Origin of the sequence: Pantoea sp. PNT03 (assembly GCF_014852515.1) — a bacterium.
Taxonomy (GTDB): Bacteria; Pseudomonadota; Gammaproteobacteria; order Enterobacterales; family Enterobacteriaceae; genus Pantoea; species Pantoea leporis.
Window position 1 is genome coordinate 197365 of record NZ_JACVBT010000001.1, and the last position, 21793, is coordinate 219157.

Here is a 21793-nt window from a genome sequence, read left to right on the forward strand (position 1 = left end):
TTTCTAATGATGTGCGGAAGGAAAGAAATCGCATATCTATATAGCGCACAACCATAAGCCTCACGCAAAAATGCATAAGACGATTTAAAGCTTTAGCGGCGTGCATGTTGTGCATGATAACGATCCACCCACATGGCCGTTGCACCGCATACCGCAACCGGCAGAATCGCCAGATTGATAATCGGGATCATGGTGAACAGGCTAACCAGCGCACCAAATTGCATATTTGCGCTTTTGTGCTGGCGCAACGCCTGGCGCATCTGCTGGAAACTCACTTTGTGGTTATCAAATGGGTAGTCGCAATACTGCACGGACAACATCCACGCACTGAATAAAAACCATAGAACGGGCGCCACCGTTTGTCCAAAGCCGGGGATAAAGTGCAGCAACAGCAAACCAAGCGCACGCGGCAAATAGTAGGCGAGCTTCTGAAACTCTCGCTTCATGATGCGCGGTATGTCTTTTATCAGGCCCACCCAACCGCTATCTGGTAATGGCGTTCCGGTCAATCGCCCTTCAAGCTGCTCGGCGAGCAAGCCACAGAAGGGCGCGGCAATCAGATTTGCCAGAGTCGAAAAGAAGTAACTGAATACCAACACAATCGAAATCACTGAGAGCGGCCATAGCAGATAACTCAGCCACTGCAGCCAGTCAGGGATATGTGACATTAAAGCCGGGATCCACTGCCCCAAGCGCTGAAACAACCAGATAAAGGCACCGCCAAGTAGCACGATGTTGATCAGTAGCGGCATGATGACATAGCGACGAATGCCGGGCAGGCGCACCAGTTTCCATCCTTCAGCGAAGTAGTGAACACCATTAAATGTTGAGACCGAATTTCCTGCGGGCATAGCGAGCCTTTCTCCTAAATATAGCGGCGCGACCATCATAACCTGGCTTTTTATCGGCTTCAGGCAGTGTTTGCGCGAAAAAACAGCAAAAAAGCGTGGGGCAGCTATCTAATTTGTCAGAAAATACTGCACAGACTTGCACTTGTTTAGCTGGGCAAATACAGTTAGAGGATAAAGTTTGCCGTGGTGGCAAGGTATTGGAACAACAGAGAATACAATGATGCAGGATTTGCGTCTGATATTAATCGTTGTTGGCGCGATCGCCATAATAGCGCTGCTACTTCATGGACTGTGGACCAGCCGTAAAGAGCGCTCCTCCGTGTTTCGTGATCGCCCGCACAAACGTCTGAAACAGCGCGAAGAAGCCGATGAAGATCTGCTGAGCGAAGAAGATGATGGCGTCGGCGAAGTCCGTGTACGTCGTCCTCGTGATGCGGATGAAGAACCTGAATTCACTGCACGTCCAGCGAGCGCGCCGCGTGCGCCTGAACCTGTACGTCAACCGGCATCACGTCAGGCTGACCCATTATTAGGCGATCCGCTGCTGGATAACGAGCCAGACGTGCGTAAGCCGGCTGCGCCGCAAGCGCCAGTGGCGAAGCCAGCGCCAGCGCCTGCACCACAACCAATTCAGGCCGATCCATTGCTGGATAACGAACCGCTTTCCGCGACTCAACCTGCACCTGAATTCCTCGCCGCAGAAGAGCCAGAATTCGAACCTGAAGCGCCAGTTGCACATCAACCAGAAGCGCCACAGCCAGCGGCTGCTGCGCCTGGCAGTAAAAAAGAGGCCGTATTAGTGCTGCACGTCGCTGCACATGCGGGCGGCGAACTGAACGGTGAAGCGCTGTTGCAGGGCATCCTGCAGGCCGGATTCCAGTTTGGTGAGATGAACATTTTCCATCGCCATCTTAGCCCAGCCGGCAGCGGTCCGGTGCTGTTTAGCCTGGCGAACATGGTGAAGCCGGGTTCATTCGATCCGGATCAAATGGGGAATTTCTCAACGCCTGGCGTCTCGATCTTCATGATGGTGCCGTCGTACGGCGATGCGAATCAGAACTTCAAGCTGATGCTGCAATCCGCGCAGCGTATCGCTGATGATGTAGGCGGCGTGGTGCTGGATGATGAGCGTCGCATGATGACGCCGCAGAAGCTGGAAACCTACAAAACGCGTATTCGCGAAGTTATCGGTTAATCGCCGCTAGCTGAGTCAAAACAAGTATAACCCCCGCCTGTCGGGGGTTTTTTATCGGATAAGAGACTATGAAATCGGTTCAGGAGCAGATCACCGCGCTGCGCACCACGTTACGTCACCACGAATATCTCTACCACGTGATGGATACGCCGGAAATTCCGGATGCAGAGTATGACCGATTGATGGTTCAGCTGCGCGAGCTGGAAAGCGCACATCCTGATTTGATCACCCCTGATTCACCCACCCAACGCGTGGGTGCGGCACCGCTGGCGGCTTTTGAGCAAGTGCGTCATGAAGTGCCGATGTTATCGCTGGACAACACCTTTGATGAAGCGGGCTTCCTTGCCTTTAATAAACGCGTGCAGGATCGCCTTAAAAGCACTGACGAATTGACTTACTGCTGCGAGCTCAAGCTGGATGGTCTAGCCGTGAGCTTGCTGTATGAAGATGGCCTGCTGGTGCGTGCGGCGACGCGCGGAGATGGTACCACCGGCGAGAACATCACGGCGAACGTGCGCACAATTCACGCCATTCCGCTGCGTCTGCATGGCGATAACATCCCCGCACGCGTTGAAGTGCGTGGCGAAGTGTTTATCACCGAAAGCGGTTTTGAAAAGCTGAATGAAGAAGCGCGTCGCATCGGCGCGAAAGTCTTTGCTAACCCACGCAACGCCGCAGCCGGTTCACTGCGCCAGCTCGATCCACGCATCACCGCTAAACGTCCACTGACCTTCTTCTGCTACGGTTTTGGTCTGCTGGAAGGCGGTGAAATGCCTGCCAGCCATTGGCAACGTCTGCAACAGTTTAAGGCGTGGGGATTGCCAGTCACCGATCGTATTCGCCTGGCACACAGCGCCGATGAGGTGCTGGCGTTTTATCGTCAGGTTGAGCAGGAGCGCCCGTCGCTCGGCTTCGATATCGATGGCGTGGTTATCAAGGTCGATTCGCAGGCGCTGCAGGAGCAGCTCGGCTTTGTGGCGCGAGCGCCGCGCTGGGCTGTAGCCTTTAAATTCCCGGCGCAGGAACAGATGACGTTCGTGCGCGATGTCGAATTCCAGGTGGGCCGCACCGGCGCGATTACGCCCGTCGCGCGTCTGGAGCCGGTTCAGGTTGCGGGGGTTGTGGTAAGTAATGCCACGCTGCACAACGCCGATGAAATTGCCCGACTGGGTTTGCGCATTGGCGACAAGGTGGTGATTCGCCGCGCCGGTGACGTGATTCCGCAAGTGGTCAACGTGGTGGAATCGGAGCGCCCGGCAGAGACGCGTGAAATCGTCTTCCCAGGTCATTGCCCGGTGTGCGGTTCAGACGTTGAACGCGTGGAAGGTGAAGTTGTGACGCGCTGCACCGGCGGCCTGATTTGTGGCGCGCAGCGTAAAGAAGCACTTAAACACTTCGTTTCGCGTCGTGCGATGGATGTCGATGGCATGGGCGATAAGATCATCGATCAGTTGGTGGAGAAAGAGTACGTCTTAACGCCAGCCGATCTGTTCCGCCTTACTGCCGGTAAGCTAACCGGACTCGATCGCATGGGCCCTAAATCGGCTCAGAACGTGGTTGATGCGCTGGAAAAGGCCAAATCCACCACGCTGGCACGTTTCCTCTATGCGCTGGGTATTCGCGAAGTGGGCGAAGCCACTGCCGCCAACCTTGCCAATCACTTTGGCGAGCTGGAAAAGGTGATGAACGCCGATCTCGATGCGCTGATTGAAGTACAAGATGTCGGCAAAGTGGTGGCGACGCATGTGCGTAACTTTATGGATGAAGAGAGCAACCGCGCCGTTATTCGCGATCTTACTGAAGAGATTGGCGTGCACTGGCCGCAGGTTGAAGTGGTCAATGTCGAAGAAATTGATAGTCCATTTGCCGGTAAAACCGTGGTACTGACCGGCTCTCTGTCGCAGATGAATCGCGATGATGCCAAAGAGCGTCTGGTAGCGTTGGGCGCTAAAGTGAGCGGTAGCGTGTCGAAGAAAACCGATTTGCTGATTGCGGGGGAAGCGGCCGGTTCCAAGCTGGCGAAAGCGCAAGAGCTCGGCATTCCGGTGATCGACGAAGCGGAAATGATTCGCCTGCTCGGAGCGTAATGTGGATAAACAGCAACTGGTTGAAATCGCCAATACCGTGATGCCGTTCGGCAAGTACAAGGGCAGAGCGCTGATTGATGTGCCGGAGGAGTATTTGCTGTGGTTCGCTCGCAAAGATGAATTCCCGGCCGGTAAGTTAGGCGAATTGATGCAGCTGACGCTGACCATCAAGATCGAAGGGCTGGAAGGTTTAATCAAACCACTCAAGCGCAATGAATAACAAAACGGCCCGCTTTTGCGGGCCGTGGTATTTAGGACTTCTGCGCTTCTACTTGCTGCTGCGCCAGCCGTTTTTCATTGCCGGCTTTATAGCGCTGGGCAATGAAAGAACACACCATTAACTGCACCTGATGGAAGATCATCAGCGGCAGCACGATAATCCCCACGGAACTGGCCGGGAACAGGATGTTGGCCATCGGGACACCGTTCGCCAGACTCTTTTTCGAGCCACAGAACAGCACCACAATCTCGTCCGCACGGCTGAAGCCAAACAGGCGCGATGCCGCCAGGTTAATCGCCAGTGCGATAAACAGCACCAGCACGCTGCCAACCAGAATCCACAGCAAGGTATCCACGCCCACGCGATGCCAAATGCCGTTCACCACCGCTTCACTGAAGGCGGAGTAAACCACCAGCAGAATCGAGGTTTGGTCGGTTTTACCAATCAGGCTGCGATGCTTCTCGACCCACGCGCCAATCCAGCGACGCGACAGATGTCCTAAAACAAACGGCACCAGCAGTTGCAGCATAATTTTGCCAATCTGCTCCAGACCGTTGCCCGGCATTTCGCTATGCACATTCATCACCAGATTCACCAGCAGCGGCGAGACAAATACGCCGAGCAGGCTGGAGGCTGAAGCTGCACAGACCGCAGCGGCGACGTTGCCGCCCGCCATTGAGGTGAAGGCGATTGAGGATTGCACGGTCGCTGGCAGAATACACAGATAGATAAAGCCGGTGTAAATCTCCGGGCTGACGTTAACCGGATGCCACCAGACAATCAGCAAACCAATAATCGGGAAAATCACAAAGGTGCTGCACATAATCCACAAGTGCAAACGCCAGTGGCTGCTGCCGGCAATGATCTTCTCGCGCGACAGTTTGGCGCCATGCATAAAGAACAGCAGGGCGATGGCGGCGGTGGTCAGATATTCGAAGATATCGACAAAGACGCCTTTGGCAGGAATAAAGCTGGCCAGCAGCACGGTAATGATGAGTTTAATCATCATCGGATCGAGGCGTAAAAATCCCATTGTTAAAATCCGGTTAAATTTAGAAAAATGATGGTGCTGATTGTGCGCCTGCTGGGTTTAGAAATAAAATTGATTTATTGCATCAATCTATGAGAGATATTGATGAATTACACCTTACGTCAGTTGCGCACCTTTGTCGCGGTGGCGCATCACGGCAGCTTCAGTCTGGCCGGACAAGCGATTGGTTTAAGTCAATCGGCGGTCAGCCATAGCATTAAAGAGCTGGAAGCGGAAATGGGCGTGCGCTTACTCGATCGCACTACGCGGGAAGTAATGCTGACCGAGGCGGGGCAGCAGCTGGCCACACGGCTTAACCGTCTGCTGGACGACCTCAATACCACCGTGTTGGATGTGCGCAGCTATGGCGAACAGCGCAGCGGCACGGTGCGTGTTGCCGCCAGCCAAACGCCTTCTGCCCATCTGATGCCGCAGTGCCTGGCCAGCAGCCAGCAGCGCTATCCGGATATCCGCGTCATCCTGCATGACCGCGTACAGCAATGGGTGCTGCAAAGCGTACGCAATGCGGAGGTTGATTTTGGCATTGTAATTGGCCCGCTCAACGACACTGATTTCGACAGCGAAGAGATTCTGCAGGAGCCTTTTTTACTGCTGTGTCATGAAGATGACGAGCTGGCGCAAATTGAACAGGCGCAATGGTCGATGCTGGCCGGACGCAATATGGTGCTACAGGATTATGCTTCCGGCAGTCGCGTGTTAGTTGATGCCGCGCTGCAACAGCTGGCGTTGAGTGTGCATGTGGTGCAGGAAATCGGTCATCCCGCTACGCTTTATCCGATGGTGGAAGCGGGAATTGGCATCAGCATTCTGCCTGCGCTGGCCTTGCCGTTGCCGTCAGGACGCAAACTCACGGTGCGGCGTCTTTATCCGGAAATTAATCGCAGCCTGATGCTGATAAAGCGCAAAAACCGCTCGCTGACACCCGCCGCAGAAGCGATCTGGCAGGAAGTGCGCCAGCAGGCAGCCCTGCTGACGCAACAACGCATGCTAAAGCCGGCGTTTTAAACGTACACGTTGATTTGATTGGTATCAGTTGGGCGGTTAATACCATCAGCTTTGGTGGCCGCAGGTTGCTGTGCTTCCTGTTTCTGTTGCGCTTTCTCAGCTTGCTGCTGCTCAATTTGCGCGATTTGCGCTTCGATCATTTGAATCTGTGATTGCAGCATCTGCTCCTGTTCAGACTTTTGCTCATCGGTGAGCGTATCGTCGCTGGAAAGATCTTTCAGCTGCTTAGTGATGGATTGAATCTGTTTATAGAGGCTGGCGATTTCTGAGGTAGAACCGCCGCCGCTACTTGCGGTGCTGACACTACCTACGCTGGATATAGACATGGTTTTCTCCTTGCAATAGACCATTATCGTTATCGGTTAGAGTATAAGGAGGCTTGAGGGCAGGGAGTGTTAAACTTGCGAAAAGGGTTCGTTGGGATTTAGCGCATTAACCACAGATTTAACGCATAGCAAAAAGGCGCCTTTAGGGCGCCTTTCTACATTGGTGGGTCGTGCAGGATTCGAACCTGCGACCAATTGATTAAAAGTCAACTGCTCTACCAACTGAGCTAACGACCCGAAGTGGTGGGTGATGACGGGCTCGAACCGCCGACCCCCTCCTTGTAAGGGAGATGCTCTACCAACTGAGCTAATCACCCACTTCGGTACTGCTTAACAAGAGTGTCATCTGACTAAGATATGGTGGGTGATGACGGGCTCGAACCGCCGACCCCCTCCTTGTAAGGGAGATGCTCTACCAACTGAGCTAATCACCCATATCTTATCTCTTGTTCACTGCGGGCCATCTTTAAACCTTCTAAAGAGTGGTGGGTGATGACGGGCTCGAACCGCCGACCCCCTCCTTGTAAGGGAGATGCTCTACCAACTGAGCTAATCACCCCCGCTGTGTGGAGTCGCATTATAGGGATCCTTCAAAGTGAGTCAACGGTTTTTAAAACTTAAATGTGCGTTCGCTTTAAAAATAATCATCGTGGGGTGCTTTTCGCCAATGTGCTGGTTTTATTAGCAGAAAAGCGCACAGCAAACCGGGATGCCACCGCGACAATCATTGAGGAATCAGCCTCACCTGCTAGAATGTGCGCACTGTTTTTTCGCGTTAACCCGTTTTTTGTCATCCAGACAATGAAACCTGCGCATTTAAGGCAATGCTGAATGAAAATCAAAACTCGCTTCGCACCCAGCCCAACGGGCTATCTGCACGTAGGCGGTGCTCGTACTGCTCTTTACTCCTGGCTTTATGCTCGCCATAACAAAGGCGAATTCGTTCTGCGTATCGAAGATACCGATCTGGAGCGTTCCACACCGGAAGCCATTGAAGCCATCATGGATGGTATGAACTGGCTGAGCCTTAACTGGGATGAAGGTCCGTATTATCAGACCAAGCGTTTTGATCGCTACAACGCGGTGATCGACGACATGCTGGAAGCGGGCACGGCCTATAAATGCTACTGCAGTAAAGAACGTCTCGATGCGCTGCGTGAAGAGCAGATGGAAAAAGGCGAAAAGCCGCGTTATGACGGCCGCTGCCGCGACAGCCATGAACATCACGCCGCTGATGAGCCGTGCGTGGTGCGCTTCCGCAACCCGCAGGACGGTTCTGTCATCTTTGACGATCAGATTCGTGGTCCGATTGAATTCAGCAATCAGGAACTGGATGACCTGATCATTCGCCGTACCGACGGTTCACCCACCTATAACTTCTGTGTGGTGGTGGATGACTGGGATATGGGCATCACTCACGTGATTCGTGGTGAAGACCATATCAACAACACGCCACGCCAGATCAATATCCTGAAAGCGATCGGTGCAGAAGTGCCAACCTACGCGCACGTATCAATGATCCTCGGCGATGACAGTAAGAAGTTGTCCAAGCGTCATGGCGCTGTTGGCGTGATGCAGTATCGTGATGACGGTTATTTGCCGGAAGCGCTGCTCAACTATCTGGTACGTCTTGGCTGGTCACATGGCGATCAGGAGATTTTCAGCGTGCCGGAAATGGCAGAGCTGTTCACTCTGGATGCCGTGAGTAAGTCGGCCAGTGCTTTCAATACTGAAAAACTGCAGTGGCTGAATCATCACTACATTAATACGCTGCCGCCGGAGTACGTTGCTACGCAGCTGCAATGGCATATTGAGCAGCAGAAGATTGATACCCGCACCGGTCCGGAGCTGGCAAAGCTGGTTACCTTGCTGGGCGAGCGTTGCAAAACCCTGGTAGAGATCGCGGCATCTTGCCGTTACTTTTATGAAGAGTTTGAAGCCTTTGATGCTGACGCGGCGAAGAAGCATCTGCGTCCGGTCGCGCGTCAGCCGCTGGAAGTAGTGCGCGACAAACTGGCTGCAATCAGCGACAGCAACTGGAACGCAGAGAATGTGCATCATGCAATTCAGTCTGCGGCAGATGAGCTGGAGCTGGGGATGGGCAAAGTCGGTATGCCACTGCGTGTAGCGGTGACCGGTTCTGGTCAGTCACCGGCGCTGGATGTGACGGTGGAAGCGATTGGTCGCAGCCGCAGCGTTGCGCGAATCGAAAAAGCGCTGGCATTCATCGCGGAGCGCGAAGCAAACGCATAATATGAAAAAGCCGGAAGCATCTGCTTCCGGCTTATTTATTCTTCCTGAATCCCCAGACGTTCCAGTACGCCTCGAATTCCCTCCCGCAACAACAACGCCGCAAATTGCTCTTGCTCCGCTGCCGTCATTTGCTGGACAGAATTTATTAATAACGCAGGTAACGTATTTTGTTGTGCACCGTAATTAGCCGCCGGTTCGTTCGCGTGGCGGGTGGATTGAACAAAGCTCTTTACGCGCTCATCTATATGGATCAATCGCGCTTTACCGCCCTGAACACCGGGCTTTGGCGTGGTTGTCCAGTTTTCACGCTTGATCCATTTATTCACCGTTTGCCGACTGTAGCCCGTTTCCTGCGCGAGCTCCTCGGGGGTAAGCCATTCCTTTTTCACGATGCTGTCCCTGTTAAATACATTAGTTCTACATATTACAACAAAACGTAACGGGGAAAAGTAACCTGAACAGAAAATGCCTTCTGCTCTCCAACAAAAGGCAAAATTAGGTTATTGCGCCTGGCTCACTGCGGGTTGTTCCGGACGGAAAGCGATGAAATAGGTGAGGCCAACAAAAATTGCACCGCCCACGCCGTTACCGAGGAACACCGCGATCACGTTTGGCGCAAATTCCGCCCAGCTCATCTGCCCGGCAAAAATTGCTGCCGGAACAATAAACATGTTTGCGACGACGTGCTGGAAGCCAATCGCCACGAACGCCATCACCGGGAACCACATACCGAAAATTTTACCTACCACATCTTTACTGGCGAAGGCGAGCCACACCGCCAGACACACCAGCCAGTTGCAGCCCACGCCGGAAATAAAGGCGTGCAGGAAATCGGCATTCACTTTTGCGTGCGCAATCGCCACGGTTTTTTTCAGGTAATCGCCTTCGGTCATGCCCAGCATGTGACCAAAGAACCATGCAACCGCAACGCTGCCAATGAAATTGGCGAGGGTAACCCAAAACCAGTTACGCAGAACGCTGAAGCCACTGATGCGACGAGCGAACCAGGCGATGGGCATCGTCATCATATTGCCGGTCAGCAGCTCGCCGCCCGCCAGTACCGTCATGATCAACCCGACCGGGAACACCGCAGCGCCGAGTAGCACGCCGAATGAACCCCATTCAGCAGGCAGTTGGTTAATGACATGCAGATCGAGCAGGAAGCCAGTGGCGATAAACGCACCGGCCATAAAGCCAAGAATCAACAAGGTGGAGATAGGCAGGCGGCTTTTAGCCACGCCAGCTTGAATCGCCAGTTGGGCGATCTCTTTAGGTGTATGCAGCGACATAGTTCACTTTTCTTTTATGGATTAATGGGGACGTTGCTGGCCGGTCATTGAGAGAACACCCTGGTAGGATGACCGGTTAATTAGCGCGCTAAGTTTTACACGCACTTTTAACGAAAACAAGACTGCTTCTAACATCTTTAACCTAAAGTTAACGCTGGGTTGAGGTTGGAGTGGGGAAGCATTGCCGGATGGTGCATATAAATAGTCGCGCAGCGGGATGGCGTGTTGAAAAAAAACCATGCTGACGCGGGGTTGACGCCTTTTTCAGCGATCAAACACAGAACGAGAATTTGACGTTGACACTCAAGGGGCGGTTTCATATTATCCCGTCCGTCGAGTTTACTCGGCAGTTTTTCGGTTCGGGGGTATAGCTCAGCTGGGAGAGCGCTTGCATGGCATGCAAGAGGTCAGCGGTTCGATCCCGCTTATCTCCACCAAACCGCTCCCAACGGTTTGACCGAAAAATGATTTCCAGATGTGGGGGTATAGCTCAGCTGGGAGAGCGCTTGCATGGCATGCAAGAGGTCAGCGGTTCGATCCCGCTTATCTCCACCAAATCTCTGTTCTTTCTGAACACATTCAAAAAAATCACCTTCTTAAACGCGACGCAGTAAACTGCGATTTTGTCGTTTGAAGGGCCGCCATTTTGGCGACCTCATCACTCACCATGCAAATTATCCTCAGGCCGTAACAGCCTGCGGCTGCAATTGCAGCACCCGGAAACCGTGCGTGCCATCGCGATCCAGCTGCGCCACTAAACCGTATTCCCAGTCCAGATACGCCTGCATCACGCCCGCTTCAATATCGGTGCCTTCATATGGACGGCGATAGCGATCAATGGCCGGGGACAACAGTTGCTGCTCTCCTTGCTCCGTTGGCAAACCCGCTTCGCGCCAGGCAGCGTTACCGCCCTCCAGCACAAACACCGGCTTGCCGGTCAGCTCAGCCACTTGTTGCACCGCATAACCCGCTAGCAGGCTGCTGCCGCAGGTCAGAACATAGCGACGTGCCTCCGGCAACAACGCTTTGCCTTGCTGCTGCAGGGTAGAGCGCAGCAACCAGGCCGCGCCCGGAATATGGCTGTGGAGATGGTTCGCGCGCGTGGTGAAATCCAGTACCTGCGTTTGTCCTTCCTGCAGCCATTCCGCTAACTGCTGCGGTGAGATGAATTCGGGTTGAGCGACGGGCGGCACCTGCGCTTTCCAGTTACCGCGTTCACTGAAATCACTGGCCTGCAGCTCCTCCAGCACCGAAACCTGCCAGCCAAGCTGCGCCAGCCAGGATGCGGTCATATTGGCGCGCACGCCGTCATCATCAATTAGCACAATGCGCGCACCGCGTACACTGGCGTAATGATCGGTCTCCTGCACCAGTTGACCTCCCGGTACATGGCGGCTGCCAGGCAGATGCCCGGCGGCGTATTCGTCGGCATCACGCACATCAAACAGATAAGTGGTGCGCGTCTCCTGCTGCCAGCGTTTCAGCGTGGCGAGTGGGATACGTTCCACACCGGCGCGATCGGCGATGATGCGCGCATTGTTCGCCGCCTGATACTGTGCGGTTTCGCTGGCCTCGCCGTAGCGGCGCGACTGGCCTTTATCCAGCGCATGCCCGGCCAGCGTCCAGCCGATGGTACCATTACGCAGTGCGAACACCGGATTGCGAATCCCGGCGTTCACCAGCGATTGCGTACCAATGATACTGCGCGTGCGGCCGGCGCAGTTCACTATCACCGTGGTCTCCGGCGATGGCGCGATGTCACGTACGCGCAGCACCAGTTCACCGCCCGGCACACTGGTGGCGCCTGGAATACTCATGGTTTGATATTCATCGAAACGACGCGCATCGAGCACCACCACGTTAGCATCGCTGTTAATCAGCTGATGCACCTCGTCCGCAGATAAAGAAGGTGTGTGATTGTGATGCTCAACCAGCTCGCCAAAGGCTTTGCTGGGTGAATTCACGTCGATAAACAGTTCGCCGCCTGCCGCTTGCCAGCCGGCCAAATCATCTGCCAGCAGCGCGACATTGCTGTAACCCAGCGTGGCAATCCGTTCGGCAGCGGTTTGCGCCAGGCCTTCGTTACCGTCATACAGCGTGATCGCGGTGGTGCGCTGCGGAATGCGGTCCAGCAGCTCAAGCTCCAGTTTTGACAGTGGAATATTCACCGCAAACAACGGATGCGCGGTGGCAAACAGCGCTTCATCGCGCACATCGACAATCGCCACTTCCTGCTGCTGACGCAGGGCCTCAATAATTTCCGCCGCCTGGCGTAAAGGGAAAACCGGTTTAGTCATGTGAAAGGTCCCAAATGTTCGGTAAGTAACGGTTGCTGTAACCGGAGATAAACGTTTTTTCACTGCCGTCTTCGCGGTAGACCGCGCGTTTGACCGCGCCAATGTTGGCGCCATAAACGTGAATGCTGATGGAGACGCGGTCGTCATAGGCGTTGCTGACGCGATGAATATCGCCTACCGTCGGCGACACCGCTTCAACGCGGCCGGGATCGAGTCGGACTGGCGCGCCTTCCGGCTGCAATCCGTTTGGCCCCGGCTGCCAGGATTGTGAAATCTCTGCGCCGCGCAGCATGCCAATCAGTCCCCATACGCGATGGTCGTGAATCGGCGTTTGCTGGCCTGGCCCCCAGACGAAACTCACCACCGAAAAGCGTTGCTGCGCATCGGCATACAACAAATATTGTTGATAGTGTTCGGGATGAGGTTGGGTAAAGGCGTCGTCCAGCCAGTCGTCGTGGCGAATCAACTCGCCAAGCCACGTGCTGCCACGCTGCAACACCGTGGCCTCCTCCGGCTGCGCATCCAGCAAGTTGGCAAGATTGGCGACAAAATCACGCAGGCGCTGGTGCTGATACTGGCTCATAAGCTTCAGGCGCTCCTTTTATCGGCGGCTGAGAGCGCATCGACTTTCTCGCGCGTCAGCGGAATCAGCTCGCGACCATATTCCACCGCATCGTTAAGCGGATCGAAGCCGCGAATCAGCACGCTATGAATGCCAAGGCGATAATATTCCAGCAGTGCATCGGAAACTTGCTCCGGCGTTCCCACCAGCGCAGTGGAGTTGTAGCCGCCCTGAACCAGTTTTGCGACGCCGGTCCACAGCACTTTATCCAGACGATCGCCTTCATTGGCGGCGGCGAGTAAACGCTGCGCGCCAACGCTCTGCGGCTTCGCCTTACCAAAGGCAAAGCCACTTTCGTTAAGCTGTTTTTCAGCCGTGGCGCGGATGTGCTCCGCACGTTCCCAGGCTTCTTTTTCAGTTGTGCCAAGAATCGGCCGGAACGAGATGTTGAAGTTAATTTCGCGGCCCTGTCTGGCGGCAGTGGCACGCACGTTGCGTACCGTCTCTTCCGCGCCTTTCAGCGGCTCGCCCCACAGCGCAAACACATCGGCATGGCGTGCTGCAACATCAATCGCCTCCTGCGACGATCCGCCAAAATAGATGGGCAGTTTATTCTGCAGCGGTTTGATGGCTGAGAACGCCTGCTCGGCCTGATAAAACCGGCCTTGATGATCGTACGGCTGCGCGGATTCGAGACTCTGCTTCAATACGGTGAGGAACTCATCGCTACGCGCATAGCGCTCGGCTTTATTGAGGAAGTCACCGTCGCGGCGCTGCTCGGCATCGCTGCCGCCGCTGATGATGTGCACCGCTAAGCGACCGTCAGTGAGGTGATCAAGCGAAGCCAGTTTGCGCGCCGCTAGCGTCGGCGAGACAAAGCCGGGACGATGCGCCAGCAAAAATTTCAGCGTCGAGGTGTGCGCCGCCGCGTGCGCGGTGACCAGAAAACCATCCGGCTGATCCGACCAATAGCCCACCAGAATGCGATCAAAACCGGCGTCTTCGTGCGCCCGCGCAAAACGCGCAATGTACTCTTTATCGAACAGCGGGCCGCTAGCCGGAATGATTTCGGAAGCGAGGCGGTGGCCTATCATGCCTAGGAATTGAATGCTCATGCGGTTCTCCTGAAGTGACGTCATGGAGAAAAACTACGGGCGCAGGCGGTGTGAACGGAAATTCAATATTGTGCAAAGGTTTTGCGTTTAACTGTGAAGCGGGTGATAGCGGGGGAAAAGCGGAAGCGACGCGGATTAGAACCGATTGAAATAATTAAGAACAGAAGGGCGAGCCGCAGCTCGCCCCGTATATCAGAAGGCCAATACCAGACCAGCGATAGCGGCTGACAGCACGCTCACCAGCGTTGAACCGTACAGCAGTTTCAGGCCGAAGCGTGAAACCACGTTACCTTGCTCTTCGTGCAGACCTTTAATCGCGCCCGCCACAATCCCGATAGAGGAGAAGTTAGCAAAGGAGACCAGGAACACAGAAAGAATACCTTCCGAGTGTGGCGACAGCTGACCGGCGATTTTCTGCAGATCCATCATTGCCACGAATTCGTTGGAAACCAGTTTGGTGGCCATGATGCTGCCCACTTGCAGCGCTTCGTGTGAAGGAACGCCCATCACCCACGCAAATGGATAGAACACATAACCCAGCACGCCCTGGAAGCTGATGCCGAAAATCAGGTCGAACAGCGCGTTCAGACCGGTAATCAAGGCGATAAAACCAATCAGCATTGCGGCAACAATCATCGCAACTTTAAAACCGGCGAGGATGTATTCGCCCAGCATTTCGAAGAAGCTCTGGCCTTTATGCAGGTCCTGCAGTTGCAGATCTTCTTCGCTATCCACGCGGTACGGGTTTATCAGCGACAGCACAATAAAGGTGCTGAACATGTTCAATACCAGCGCGGCCACCACATATTTTGGCTGCAGCATGGTCATGTAGGCGCCGACAATTGACATCGAAACCGTCGACATGGCAGTCGCTGCCATGGTGTACATACGGCGCTGTGACATTTTGCCAAGGATATCTTTATAAGCGATGAAGTTTTCTGACTGTCCCAAAATCAGAGAGCTCACGGCGTTAAAGGATTCCAGTTTGCCCATACCGTTTACTTTGGACAGCACGGTACCAATGCCGCGAATCACCCACGGCAAGATGCGGAAATGCTGCAAAATACCGATTAACGCAGAGATGAAAATGATGGGGCAAAGCACGTTGAGGAAGAAGAAAGCGAGGCCTTTTTCGCTCATATTGCCAAACACGAAGTTGGTGCCTTCGGCGGCATATTTGAGCAGATGATCGAAGAAACCTGCGAAGCCCTGCACAAAGCCGAGACCGATGGAGGAGTTCAGGAAGAACCAGGCCAGCAGAATTTCGATTACCAGAAGTTGAACGATATAACGAAGACGGATGCTTTTACGATCGTGGCTGACCAGCAAGGCCAGCACCGCTACCACCACTAGTGCTAAAAGAAAATGCAAAACATGGGACATGTCGGCTCCAAATTTGAGGAGGGTTGTATTTTGTTGCGTATTCTATGTAACGCGTTACTTAAAAACGAGATCAAAACCACATTATAAGTATTCGCTATCGCGTTTTTTCTCAGATAAGTCTGACCGCTCACAACCCTATTACAAATTCATCACAAGAAATATCCACAAAAACATTGTCTATAAAATAACCCAAGAGTAGAGTCTTTTGCGTTGCACTTGTTTTTAGCAAGAACTGACTTTACCGCAATGTATAGCAATGGCTATACTTTATAGCACCATCTATTACTACAATAACTATAACCAAATTTCATCTGCCTTGAATGACCCTTAATCTGGACAGGTCAACAAGCATTAGGACAGGGTAAAACTATGCTAGAAAGCCGCACCGCCGAGCGCGCCGCTCGCGGAGCCAGAAAGATCAAACTCGCGCTGCTGGGCCCGGCCTTTATTGCGGCGATTGGCTACATCGATCCCGGCAACTTCGCGACCAACATTCAGGCCGGCGCCGCCTACGGCTACAAGCTGTTATGGGTGGTGGTGTGGGCCAACGTCATGGCGATGCTGATCCAGCTGATGTCCGCCAAGCTGGGCATTGCTACCGGCAAAAATCTTGCAGAACACATCCGCGATCGCTTCCCGCGCCCGGCGGTGTGGTTCTATTGGGTGCAGGCGGAAATCATCGCCATGGCCACCGATCTCGCTGAATTTATCGGCGCGGCGCTCGGCTTCAAGCTATTACTTGGCATTTCCCTGCTGCAGGGTGCGGTGTTAACCGGTATCGCGACCTACCTGATTCTGATGCTGCAAAGTCGCGGGCAGAAGCCGCTGGAACTGGTGATTGGCGGTCTGCTGCTGTTTGTAGCGGCGGCTTATATTGTGGAGCTGTTTTTCTCCCAGCCTAAAGTGAGTGAGCTGGTGGTTGGCATGGCGCTGCCATCGCTGCCAACATCGGATGCGGTATTCCTCGCTGCTGGTGTGTTAGGCGCCACCATTATGCCGCACGTGATTTATCTGCACTCGGCGCTGACGCAGCACGGCAATAAAGGCAGCAAGGCGCAACGTTACAGTTCAACCAAGCTGGATGTGGCTATCGCCATGACCATCGCTGGCTTTGTGAATCTGGCGATGATGGCCACCGCCGCCGCGGCGTTTCACTTTAGCGGTCACTCCAGCATCGTCGATCTCGATCAGGCATACCTAACGCTGCAACCGCTGTTGGGTGAAGCGGCAGCAATTGTGTTTGGTTTGAGTCTGGTGGCTGCCGGTCTCTCCTCAACCGTGGTTGGCACGCTGGCGGGACAAGTGGTGATGCAGGGCTTTATCCGTTTCCACATTCCGCTGTGGTTCCGCCGCACTATCACCATGTTGCCCTCTTTTATAGTAATTTGGGCGGGCTGGGATCCCACGCGCATTCTGGTAATGAGTCAGGTGCTGTTGAGTTTCGGTATCGCGCTGGCGCTGATTCCGCTGCTCTCCTTTACCAGCAACCGCGAATTGATGGGCGATGAGATGGTGAACTCGCGTCTGATGCAAAATGCCGGGCGGCTGATTGTGGTGCTGGTGATCGCCCTCAATCTCTATTTGCTGGTCGGCGAAGCGCTCGGTTGGTAACTGCCAGAGAAAAGAAAAATCCCGCCATTGTGCGGGATTTTTTGTTTAGTGATGATGGTGATCGTGGTGACCTCGACGATCATCATGGCGATGATCGTGGCGGTGATGTTCACGACGTTCACGCTCATGCCAGCGGCGTTCGCGCTCACGTTCATAGGCGCGATGACGTTTCCACTCTTCGTGACGCCACCAGCGATGATCGTTGTACTGATAACGATCGTTCCACCAGCGCGGCTCGCGCCAGCGACCGCCGTCCCAGTAATTACCGTGACGATCGCGATCGCCGAGATGCAGCGTAACGCCCGGACCCAAATTGATGGTGGCGCTGTCGGCTTGTGCTGTGCTGATAGCCAACGGGGATAAGGTTGCCAGCAAGGCGGCAAACAAAATGGCACGTTTCATAACTTCTCCTTTTCAGTAGCTTATAACTGCCACCGTTGCGCTAGTTTGCCACATCGGACCAGGGAAGCCTTGAGAATCAGTCTGAAAACGCTGAGGGAAATCTGAAATGAGAATTTTCTGCTGCGGAAAACGCCCGACCAATGCCGGGCGGTAAACGTTTACACTAAGATATTGTGGATAGCGTCGATCTCATCCTGGCTTAGTTCCGGCTGGCTCAACATCTCAACCGCATCATCAATTTGCGCGGTTTTACTGGCGCCAATCAGCACCGAGGTAACACGCGCATCGCGCAGCACCCAGCTCAGCGCCATCTGCGCCAGCTTCTGGCCGCGCTGTTGGGCAATCGCCTGCAGCTGACGCACTTTTTCCATCTTCTCTTGCGTCAGCTGGTTTTCATTCAGGAACTTACTGCCGCTGGCGATGCGCGAGTCTTGTGGAATACCCTGCAAATAGCGGTCGGTTAACACGCCACCCGCCAGCGGCGAGAAGGCGATGCAACCAACGCCGTTGTCGCCCAGCACATCCAGCAAACCCTGCTCAGGCGTACGTTCAAACATCGAATAACGCGGCTGGTGGATCAGGCAAGGCGTGCCGAGGTCGCGCAGAATCGCAATCGCTTCGGCAGCTTTGTCTGCCGGATAGTTGGAGATGGCGGCATACAGCGCTTTGCCCTGACGCACCACCTGATCCAGCGCACGCATGGTCTCTTCCAGCGGCGTTTCGGGATCGGGGCGGTGATGATAGAAGATATCAACGTACTCCAATCCCATGCGCTTCAGGCTTTGATCGAGACTGGAAATCAGATACTTGCGCGAACCCCAATCGCCGTATGGGCCGTCCCACATGGTGTAACCGGCTTTAGTTGAAATCACCAGCTCGTCACGCAGTCCCTGAAAATCCTCGCGCAGAATGCGACCAAAGTTGGATTCCGCCGATCCCGGCGGCGGGCCGTAATTATTGGCGAGATCGAAATGGGTAATGCCGCGATCAAAGGCATGGCGCAGCAGTTCACGGCTGTTATCGACGCGCGTACTGTCGCCAAAGTTATGCCACAAACCCAGTGAAATCGCCGGTAACTTCAGGCCGCTACGGCCACTGCGGCGGTATTGCATCTGTTGATAACGTTCGGGATGGGGAAAAGCACTCATGCAGCGTTCCTGTCTCATAGGGGAGAAAGTGACATCAGCATATCAGTGTATGCGTTTACACTAAGGCGAAACGCGCCGAAGATCGCAACTTACAGAATTATCTGTCGTCGTAACGAATGCTTGCCACAAATCACCACGCCACGATGATGAATATCTCGCCAATTCAGCCACATCGCTAATACTCGTGATTATCCCCTTAACAAGGAGCTGTCGATGAAAAACCCGAACGTTGGCGATTATTTACTGCACCGATTACAGCAAGCTGGCATCCGTCATCTGTTCGGCGTGCCCGGCGATTACAACCTGCAATTTCTCGACAGCGTGATTGTGCATCCCGACATTGCCTGGGTTGGCTGTGCCAATGAACTGAATGCGGCGTATGCGGCGGATGGTTACGGGCGCTGCAACGGTGCGGCGGCACTGCTGACCACCTTTGGCGTCGGCGAGCTCAGCGCTATCAACGGCATCGCCGGCAGCTATGCCGAATATGTGCCGGTGATTCATATCGTTGGCGCGCCCGCCAGTCAGGCGCAACAGCAGGGCGATTGTGTTCACCATTCGCTGGGCGACGGCGATTTTGGTCACTTCCTGCGTATGGCGCAGGAAGTGAGTGTGGCATCGGCGGTGCTGACGGCGGAAAACGCAGTGACTGAGATTGATCGCGTTATCAGCGAGGCGCTAACGCAACATCGTCCCGGCTATTTATTGCTGGCGGTGGATGTGGCGGCGGCTGAGATTTCGCTATCAGAGGAAAAAGCCACAGCCGCAGATAACCATCAGCAGGTTGCCGTGGCCTTTGCCGATGCGGCAGAACGCTTGCTGGCACCAGCACAGCGCGTGGCGCTGTTGGCCGATTTCCTGGCCTCACGCTGGCAGTTGCAGCCACAGCTTGAGGTGTTGCGCCAGCTGCGTGCGATTCCTGCCGCCACCTTGTTGATGGGCAAGGGCGTGCTGAACGAGCAGCAGCCGGGCTTCGTCGGTACGTACGCCGCGCAAGGCAGCAGCGAGGCGGTGCGTCAGGCCATCGAAGATACCGACGTTACGCTGTGCGTCGGCGTGCGGTTTACCGACACCTTAACCGCCGGCTTCACACAAAATCTGCCCGCCGAGCGCGTGATCGATCTGCAGCCGTTTCAGGCCACGGTCGCTGGCGAGGTGTTTGCGCCGTTGAGCATGCAGCAGGCGCTGGCGGCGCTGACGCCGATTTATCAGCGTCACTGCGCGCACTGGCGGCTGGCAGATGCGCCTGAGTGCGAGGAAAGTGAGCAAATTGCTGCGGCGGTAATCAGTCAGCAGGCATTCTGGCAGGCGATGCAGCGCTTCCTGCAACCCGGTGATATTATCCTTGCCGATCAAGGCACTGCGGCCTTTGGTGCGGCGGCGCTGCGTTTACCGCAGGATGCACAACTGTTGGTGCAACCGCTGTGGGGATCGATTGGCTATACTTTACCCGCCACTTTTGGTGCGCAAACCGCGCAGCCAGATCGGCGGGTCATCCTGATCATTGGCGATGGCTCTGCGCAGCTGACGATTCAGGAGTTAGGTTCGATGCTACGCGACGGCCAGCAGCCGATTATCTTCTTGATTAATAACGATGGTTATACCGTTGAGCGCGCGATTCACGGTGCTGAGCAACGTTACAATGATATCGCGCAATGGAACTGGACCGCGCTACCGCAGGCGCTGAGCCAGCACTGTGCGGCGCAAAGCTGGCGCGTCAGCGAAACGGTGCAACTCGACGCGGTGATGGAACAATTGATGCGGAATCGACGTCTGTCGCTGGTGGAAGTGGTGATGGACAAACAGGACTTGCCGCCGCTGCTACGTAAAGTCACCGCCGCACTGCATCAGCGTAATAGTGGCTAAATTTCGGAAAGTTGCCGCTGGGAAGTCGGGCAGGTGATCGGTAGGCTGTGCAGCATCTTTGAATGGATTACGCCCATCGTGCAGGTGGGCGTTGTTGTTTTATTGGCAGGCTTTTATAGTGTCCTGCAATTGTTTATGACCCAAGCGGAGCAGCAGAAGAATGACAACATACGCCCTGGTCGGCGATGTGGGCGGTACCAATGCCCGTCTCGCATTGTGTGAGGTAGAAAACGGCGCTATCTCGCAAGCCCAAACCTTCTCAACATCAGACTACGACAATCTCGAAGCGGTGATTCGCCACTATCTGGACGAGCAAAAACAGGACATTAAGCACGCCTGTATCGCTATTGCCTGTCCGATTACCGGCGATTGGGTGGAGATGACCAACCACGATTGGGCGTTCTCGACCAAAGTGATGAAAGAGCATCTGGCGCTGGAAAGCCTGGAAATCATCAATGATTTCACCGCCGTTTCGATGGCGATTCCGATGCTGAGCGAACAGGAAGTGATTCAGTTCGGCGGTAGAGCGCCGGTTGAAGGCAAGCCTATCGCGATTTATGGTGCGGGTACCGGCCTCGGCGTCAGCCATTTAGTGCACGTGGATAAGCGCTGGATCAGCTTGCCGGGCGAGGGCGGTCACGTTGACTTCGCGCCAAATAGCGAAGAAGAGGGTGAAATTCTCGAAGTGCTGCGCGCGGAGATTGGCCACGTTTCGGCGGAACGCGTGCTGTCCGGTGCCGGTTTGGTCAATCTGTATCGCGCCATTGTGAAGTCAGATGAGCGTGAGCCAGAAAACCTCAAGCCTAAAGATGTCACCGAACGCGCATTAAAAGATACCTGCATTGATTGCCGTCGCGCGCTGTCGCTGTTCTGCGTGATCATGGGCCGTTTTGGCGGCAACCTGGCGCTGAATCTGGGCACCTTCGGCGGCGTTTATATCGCGGGCGGTATTGTGCCGCGCTTCCTCGATTTCTTTAAAGCCTCCGGTTTCCGCGCGGCATTTGAAGATAAAGGTCGCTTCCGCGATTACCTGGTCGATATTCCGGTATATATGATCACCCACGATCAGCCGGGCTTACTCGGCGCCGGTGCGCACCTGCGTCAGGTGTTGGGCCGCGAGCTGTAAACACGC

The 21793-nt window shown here is 54.7% G+C and carries 19 protein-coding genes and 6 tRNA genes; 10 read left to right on the top strand and 15 right to left on the bottom strand.

The features are described 5' to 3' along the window. Window positions 1-92 precede the first annotated feature (92 nt). Window positions 93-851, bottom strand: a complete 759-nt coding sequence (gene cysZ / locus IB226_RS00920; RefSeq protein WP_192233090.1) for a sulfate transporter CysZ — start codon at window positions 849-851, stop codon at window positions 93-95. A 217-nt stretch (window positions 852-1068) separates the two neighbouring features. Between cysZ and zipA the strand changes: the two genes are divergently transcribed. The 3 genes from zipA (at window position 1069) to IB226_RS00935 (ending at window position 4353) form a co-directional block, all read left to right on the top strand. Then, window positions 1069-2046 (top strand): cell division protein ZipA, encoded by a 978-nt coding sequence (gene zipA, locus IB226_RS00925; protein WP_137386242.1) that lies wholly within the window; start codon window positions 1069-1071, stop codon window positions 2044-2046. A 68-nt stretch (window positions 2047-2114) separates the two neighbouring features. Next, on the top strand, window positions 2115-4133 hold the full coding sequence (gene ligA, locus IB226_RS00930; RefSeq protein WP_192233093.1) for an NAD-dependent DNA ligase LigA: 2019 nt from the start codon (window positions 2115-2117) through the stop codon (window positions 4131-4133). 1 nt (window position 4134) lies between these two features. Then, window positions 4135-4353: a DUF3820 family protein gene (locus IB226_RS00935; RefSeq protein WP_101763581.1), complete on the top strand. Its 219-nt coding sequence runs from the start codon at window positions 4135-4137 to the stop codon at window positions 4351-4353. Between the two features lie 31 nt (window positions 4354-4384). On the opposite strand, the gene IB226_RS00940 is transcribed toward IB226_RS00935, so the two are convergent. After that, window positions 4385-5386 carry a bile acid:sodium symporter family protein gene (locus IB226_RS00940; protein WP_101763582.1) on the bottom strand — a complete coding sequence of 334 codons (1002 nt, stop codon included), beginning with the start codon at window positions 5384-5386 and terminating at the stop codon, window positions 4385-4387. 102 nt (window positions 5387-5488) lie between these two features. On the opposite strand from IB226_RS00940, the gene IB226_RS00945 reads away from it, so the two are divergent. Next, window positions 5489-6409 (top strand): LysR family transcriptional regulator, encoded by a 921-nt coding sequence (locus IB226_RS00945; RefSeq protein WP_101763583.1) that lies wholly within the window; start codon window positions 5489-5491, stop codon window positions 6407-6409. On the opposite strand, the gene IB226_RS00950 is transcribed toward IB226_RS00945, so the two are convergent. The 5 genes from IB226_RS00950 to IB226_RS00970 form a co-directional block, all read right to left on the bottom strand. Next, window positions 6406-6735, bottom strand: a complete 330-nt coding sequence (locus tag IB226_RS00950; protein WP_101763584.1) for a FlxA-like family protein — start codon at window positions 6733-6735, stop codon at window positions 6406-6408. The genes IB226_RS00945 and IB226_RS00950 overlap by 4 nt on opposite strands. A 161-nt stretch (window positions 6736-6896) precedes the next feature. Next, window positions 6897-6972: transfer RNA gene (locus IB226_RS00955), tRNA-Lys, on the bottom strand. A gap of 4 nt (window positions 6973-6976) precedes the next feature. After that, a tRNA-Val gene (locus IB226_RS00960) sits at window positions 6977-7052 on the bottom strand. Between the two features lie 41 nt (window positions 7053-7093). After that, a tRNA-Val gene (locus IB226_RS00965) sits at window positions 7094-7169 on the bottom strand. A 49-nt stretch (window positions 7170-7218) separates the two neighbouring features. Continuing rightward, window positions 7219-7294: transfer RNA gene (locus IB226_RS00970), tRNA-Val, on the bottom strand. A 272-nt stretch (window positions 7295-7566) separates the two neighbouring features. On the opposite strand from IB226_RS00970, the gene gltX reads away from it, so the two are divergent. Beyond that, a complete protein-coding gene (gltX, locus tag IB226_RS00975; RefSeq protein WP_101763585.1) occupies window positions 7567-8988 on the top strand; it encodes a glutamate--tRNA ligase in 1422 nt (473 codons plus the stop codon). Window positions 8989-9023: 35 nt separating this feature from the next. Here the strand turns inward: gltX and IB226_RS00980 are convergent, their stop codons facing one another. Continuing rightward, on the bottom strand, window positions 9024-9377 hold the full coding sequence (locus IB226_RS00980) for a YfeC-like transcriptional regulator (protein WP_110866524.1): 354 nt from the start codon (window positions 9375-9377) through the stop codon (window positions 9024-9026). A gap of 111 nt (window positions 9378-9488) precedes the next feature. After that, window positions 9489-10277, bottom strand: coding sequence for a formate/nitrite transporter family protein (locus tag IB226_RS00985; RefSeq protein ID WP_101763587.1), 789 nt, complete (start codon window positions 10275-10277; stop codon window positions 9489-9491). A gap of 361 nt (window positions 10278-10638) precedes the next feature. Between IB226_RS00985 and IB226_RS00990 the strand changes: the two genes are divergently transcribed. Then, window positions 10639-10714: transfer RNA gene (locus tag IB226_RS00990), tRNA-Ala, on the top strand. A gap of 42 nt (window positions 10715-10756) precedes the next feature. After that, a tRNA-Ala gene (locus IB226_RS00995) sits at window positions 10757-10832 on the top strand. Between the two features lie 125 nt (window positions 10833-10957). On the opposite strand, the gene IB226_RS01000 is transcribed toward IB226_RS00995, so the two are convergent. From IB226_RS01000 to IB226_RS01015, 4 genes are all read right to left on the bottom strand, one after another. Further along, on the bottom strand, window positions 10958-12574 hold the full coding sequence (locus IB226_RS01000; RefSeq protein ID WP_192233094.1) for a rhodanese homology domain-containing protein: 1617 nt from the start codon (window positions 12572-12574) through the stop codon (window positions 10958-10960). After that, window positions 12567-13157 carry a cysteine dioxygenase gene (locus IB226_RS01005; RefSeq protein WP_192233097.1) on the bottom strand — a complete coding sequence of 197 codons (591 nt, stop codon included), beginning with the start codon at window positions 13155-13157 and terminating at the stop codon, window positions 12567-12569. Before IB226_RS01005 ends, IB226_RS01000 begins: the two co-directional genes overlap by 8 nt. 5 nt (window positions 13158-13162) lie before the next feature. Continuing rightward, window positions 13163-14251 (bottom strand): LLM class flavin-dependent oxidoreductase, encoded by a 1089-nt coding sequence (locus tag IB226_RS01010; protein WP_192233099.1) that lies wholly within the window; start codon window positions 14249-14251, stop codon window positions 13163-13165. 192 nt (window positions 14252-14443) lie between these two features. Further along, window positions 14444-15634 (bottom strand): NupC/NupG family nucleoside CNT transporter, encoded by a 1191-nt coding sequence (locus IB226_RS01015; protein WP_101763591.1) that lies wholly within the window; start codon window positions 15632-15634, stop codon window positions 14444-14446. Between the two features lie 369 nt (window positions 15635-16003). On the opposite strand from IB226_RS01015, the gene IB226_RS01020 reads away from it, so the two are divergent. After that, a complete protein-coding gene (locus IB226_RS01020; RefSeq protein ID WP_192233101.1) occupies window positions 16004-17245 on the top strand; it encodes an Nramp family divalent metal transporter in 1242 nt (413 codons plus the stop codon). 45 nt (window positions 17246-17290) lie between these two features. Here the strand turns inward: IB226_RS01020 and IB226_RS01025 are convergent, their stop codons facing one another. Both IB226_RS01025 and mgrA read right to left on the bottom strand, forming a co-directional pair. Beyond that, complete coding sequence (locus IB226_RS01025) at window positions 17291-17647, bottom strand: DUF2502 domain-containing protein (protein ID WP_101763592.1); 357 nt, start codon at window positions 17645-17647, stop codon at window positions 17291-17293. Between the two features lie 158 nt (window positions 17648-17805). Next, the gene (gene mgrA / locus IB226_RS01030) at window positions 17806-18795 is read right to left on the bottom strand and encodes an L-glyceraldehyde 3-phosphate reductase (protein ID WP_101763593.1); all 990 of its coding nucleotides are present in this window, start codon (window positions 18793-18795) and stop codon (window positions 17806-17808) included. Between the two features lie 213 nt (window positions 18796-19008). Here mgrA and IB226_RS01035 point away from each other — a divergent pair, with 213 nt between their 5' ends. Both IB226_RS01035 and glk read left to right on the top strand, forming a co-directional pair. Beyond that, window positions 19009-20661, top strand: coding sequence for an alpha-keto acid decarboxylase family protein (locus IB226_RS01035; protein ID WP_192233103.1), 1653 nt, complete (start codon window positions 19009-19011; stop codon window positions 20659-20661). Window positions 20662-20821: 160 nt separating this feature from the next. Beyond that, window positions 20822-21787 carry a glucokinase gene (gene glk, locus IB226_RS01040; RefSeq protein ID WP_101763595.1) on the top strand — a complete coding sequence of 322 codons (966 nt, stop codon included), beginning with the start codon at window positions 20822-20824 and terminating at the stop codon, window positions 21785-21787. Window positions 21788-21793: the final 6 nt, after the last annotated feature.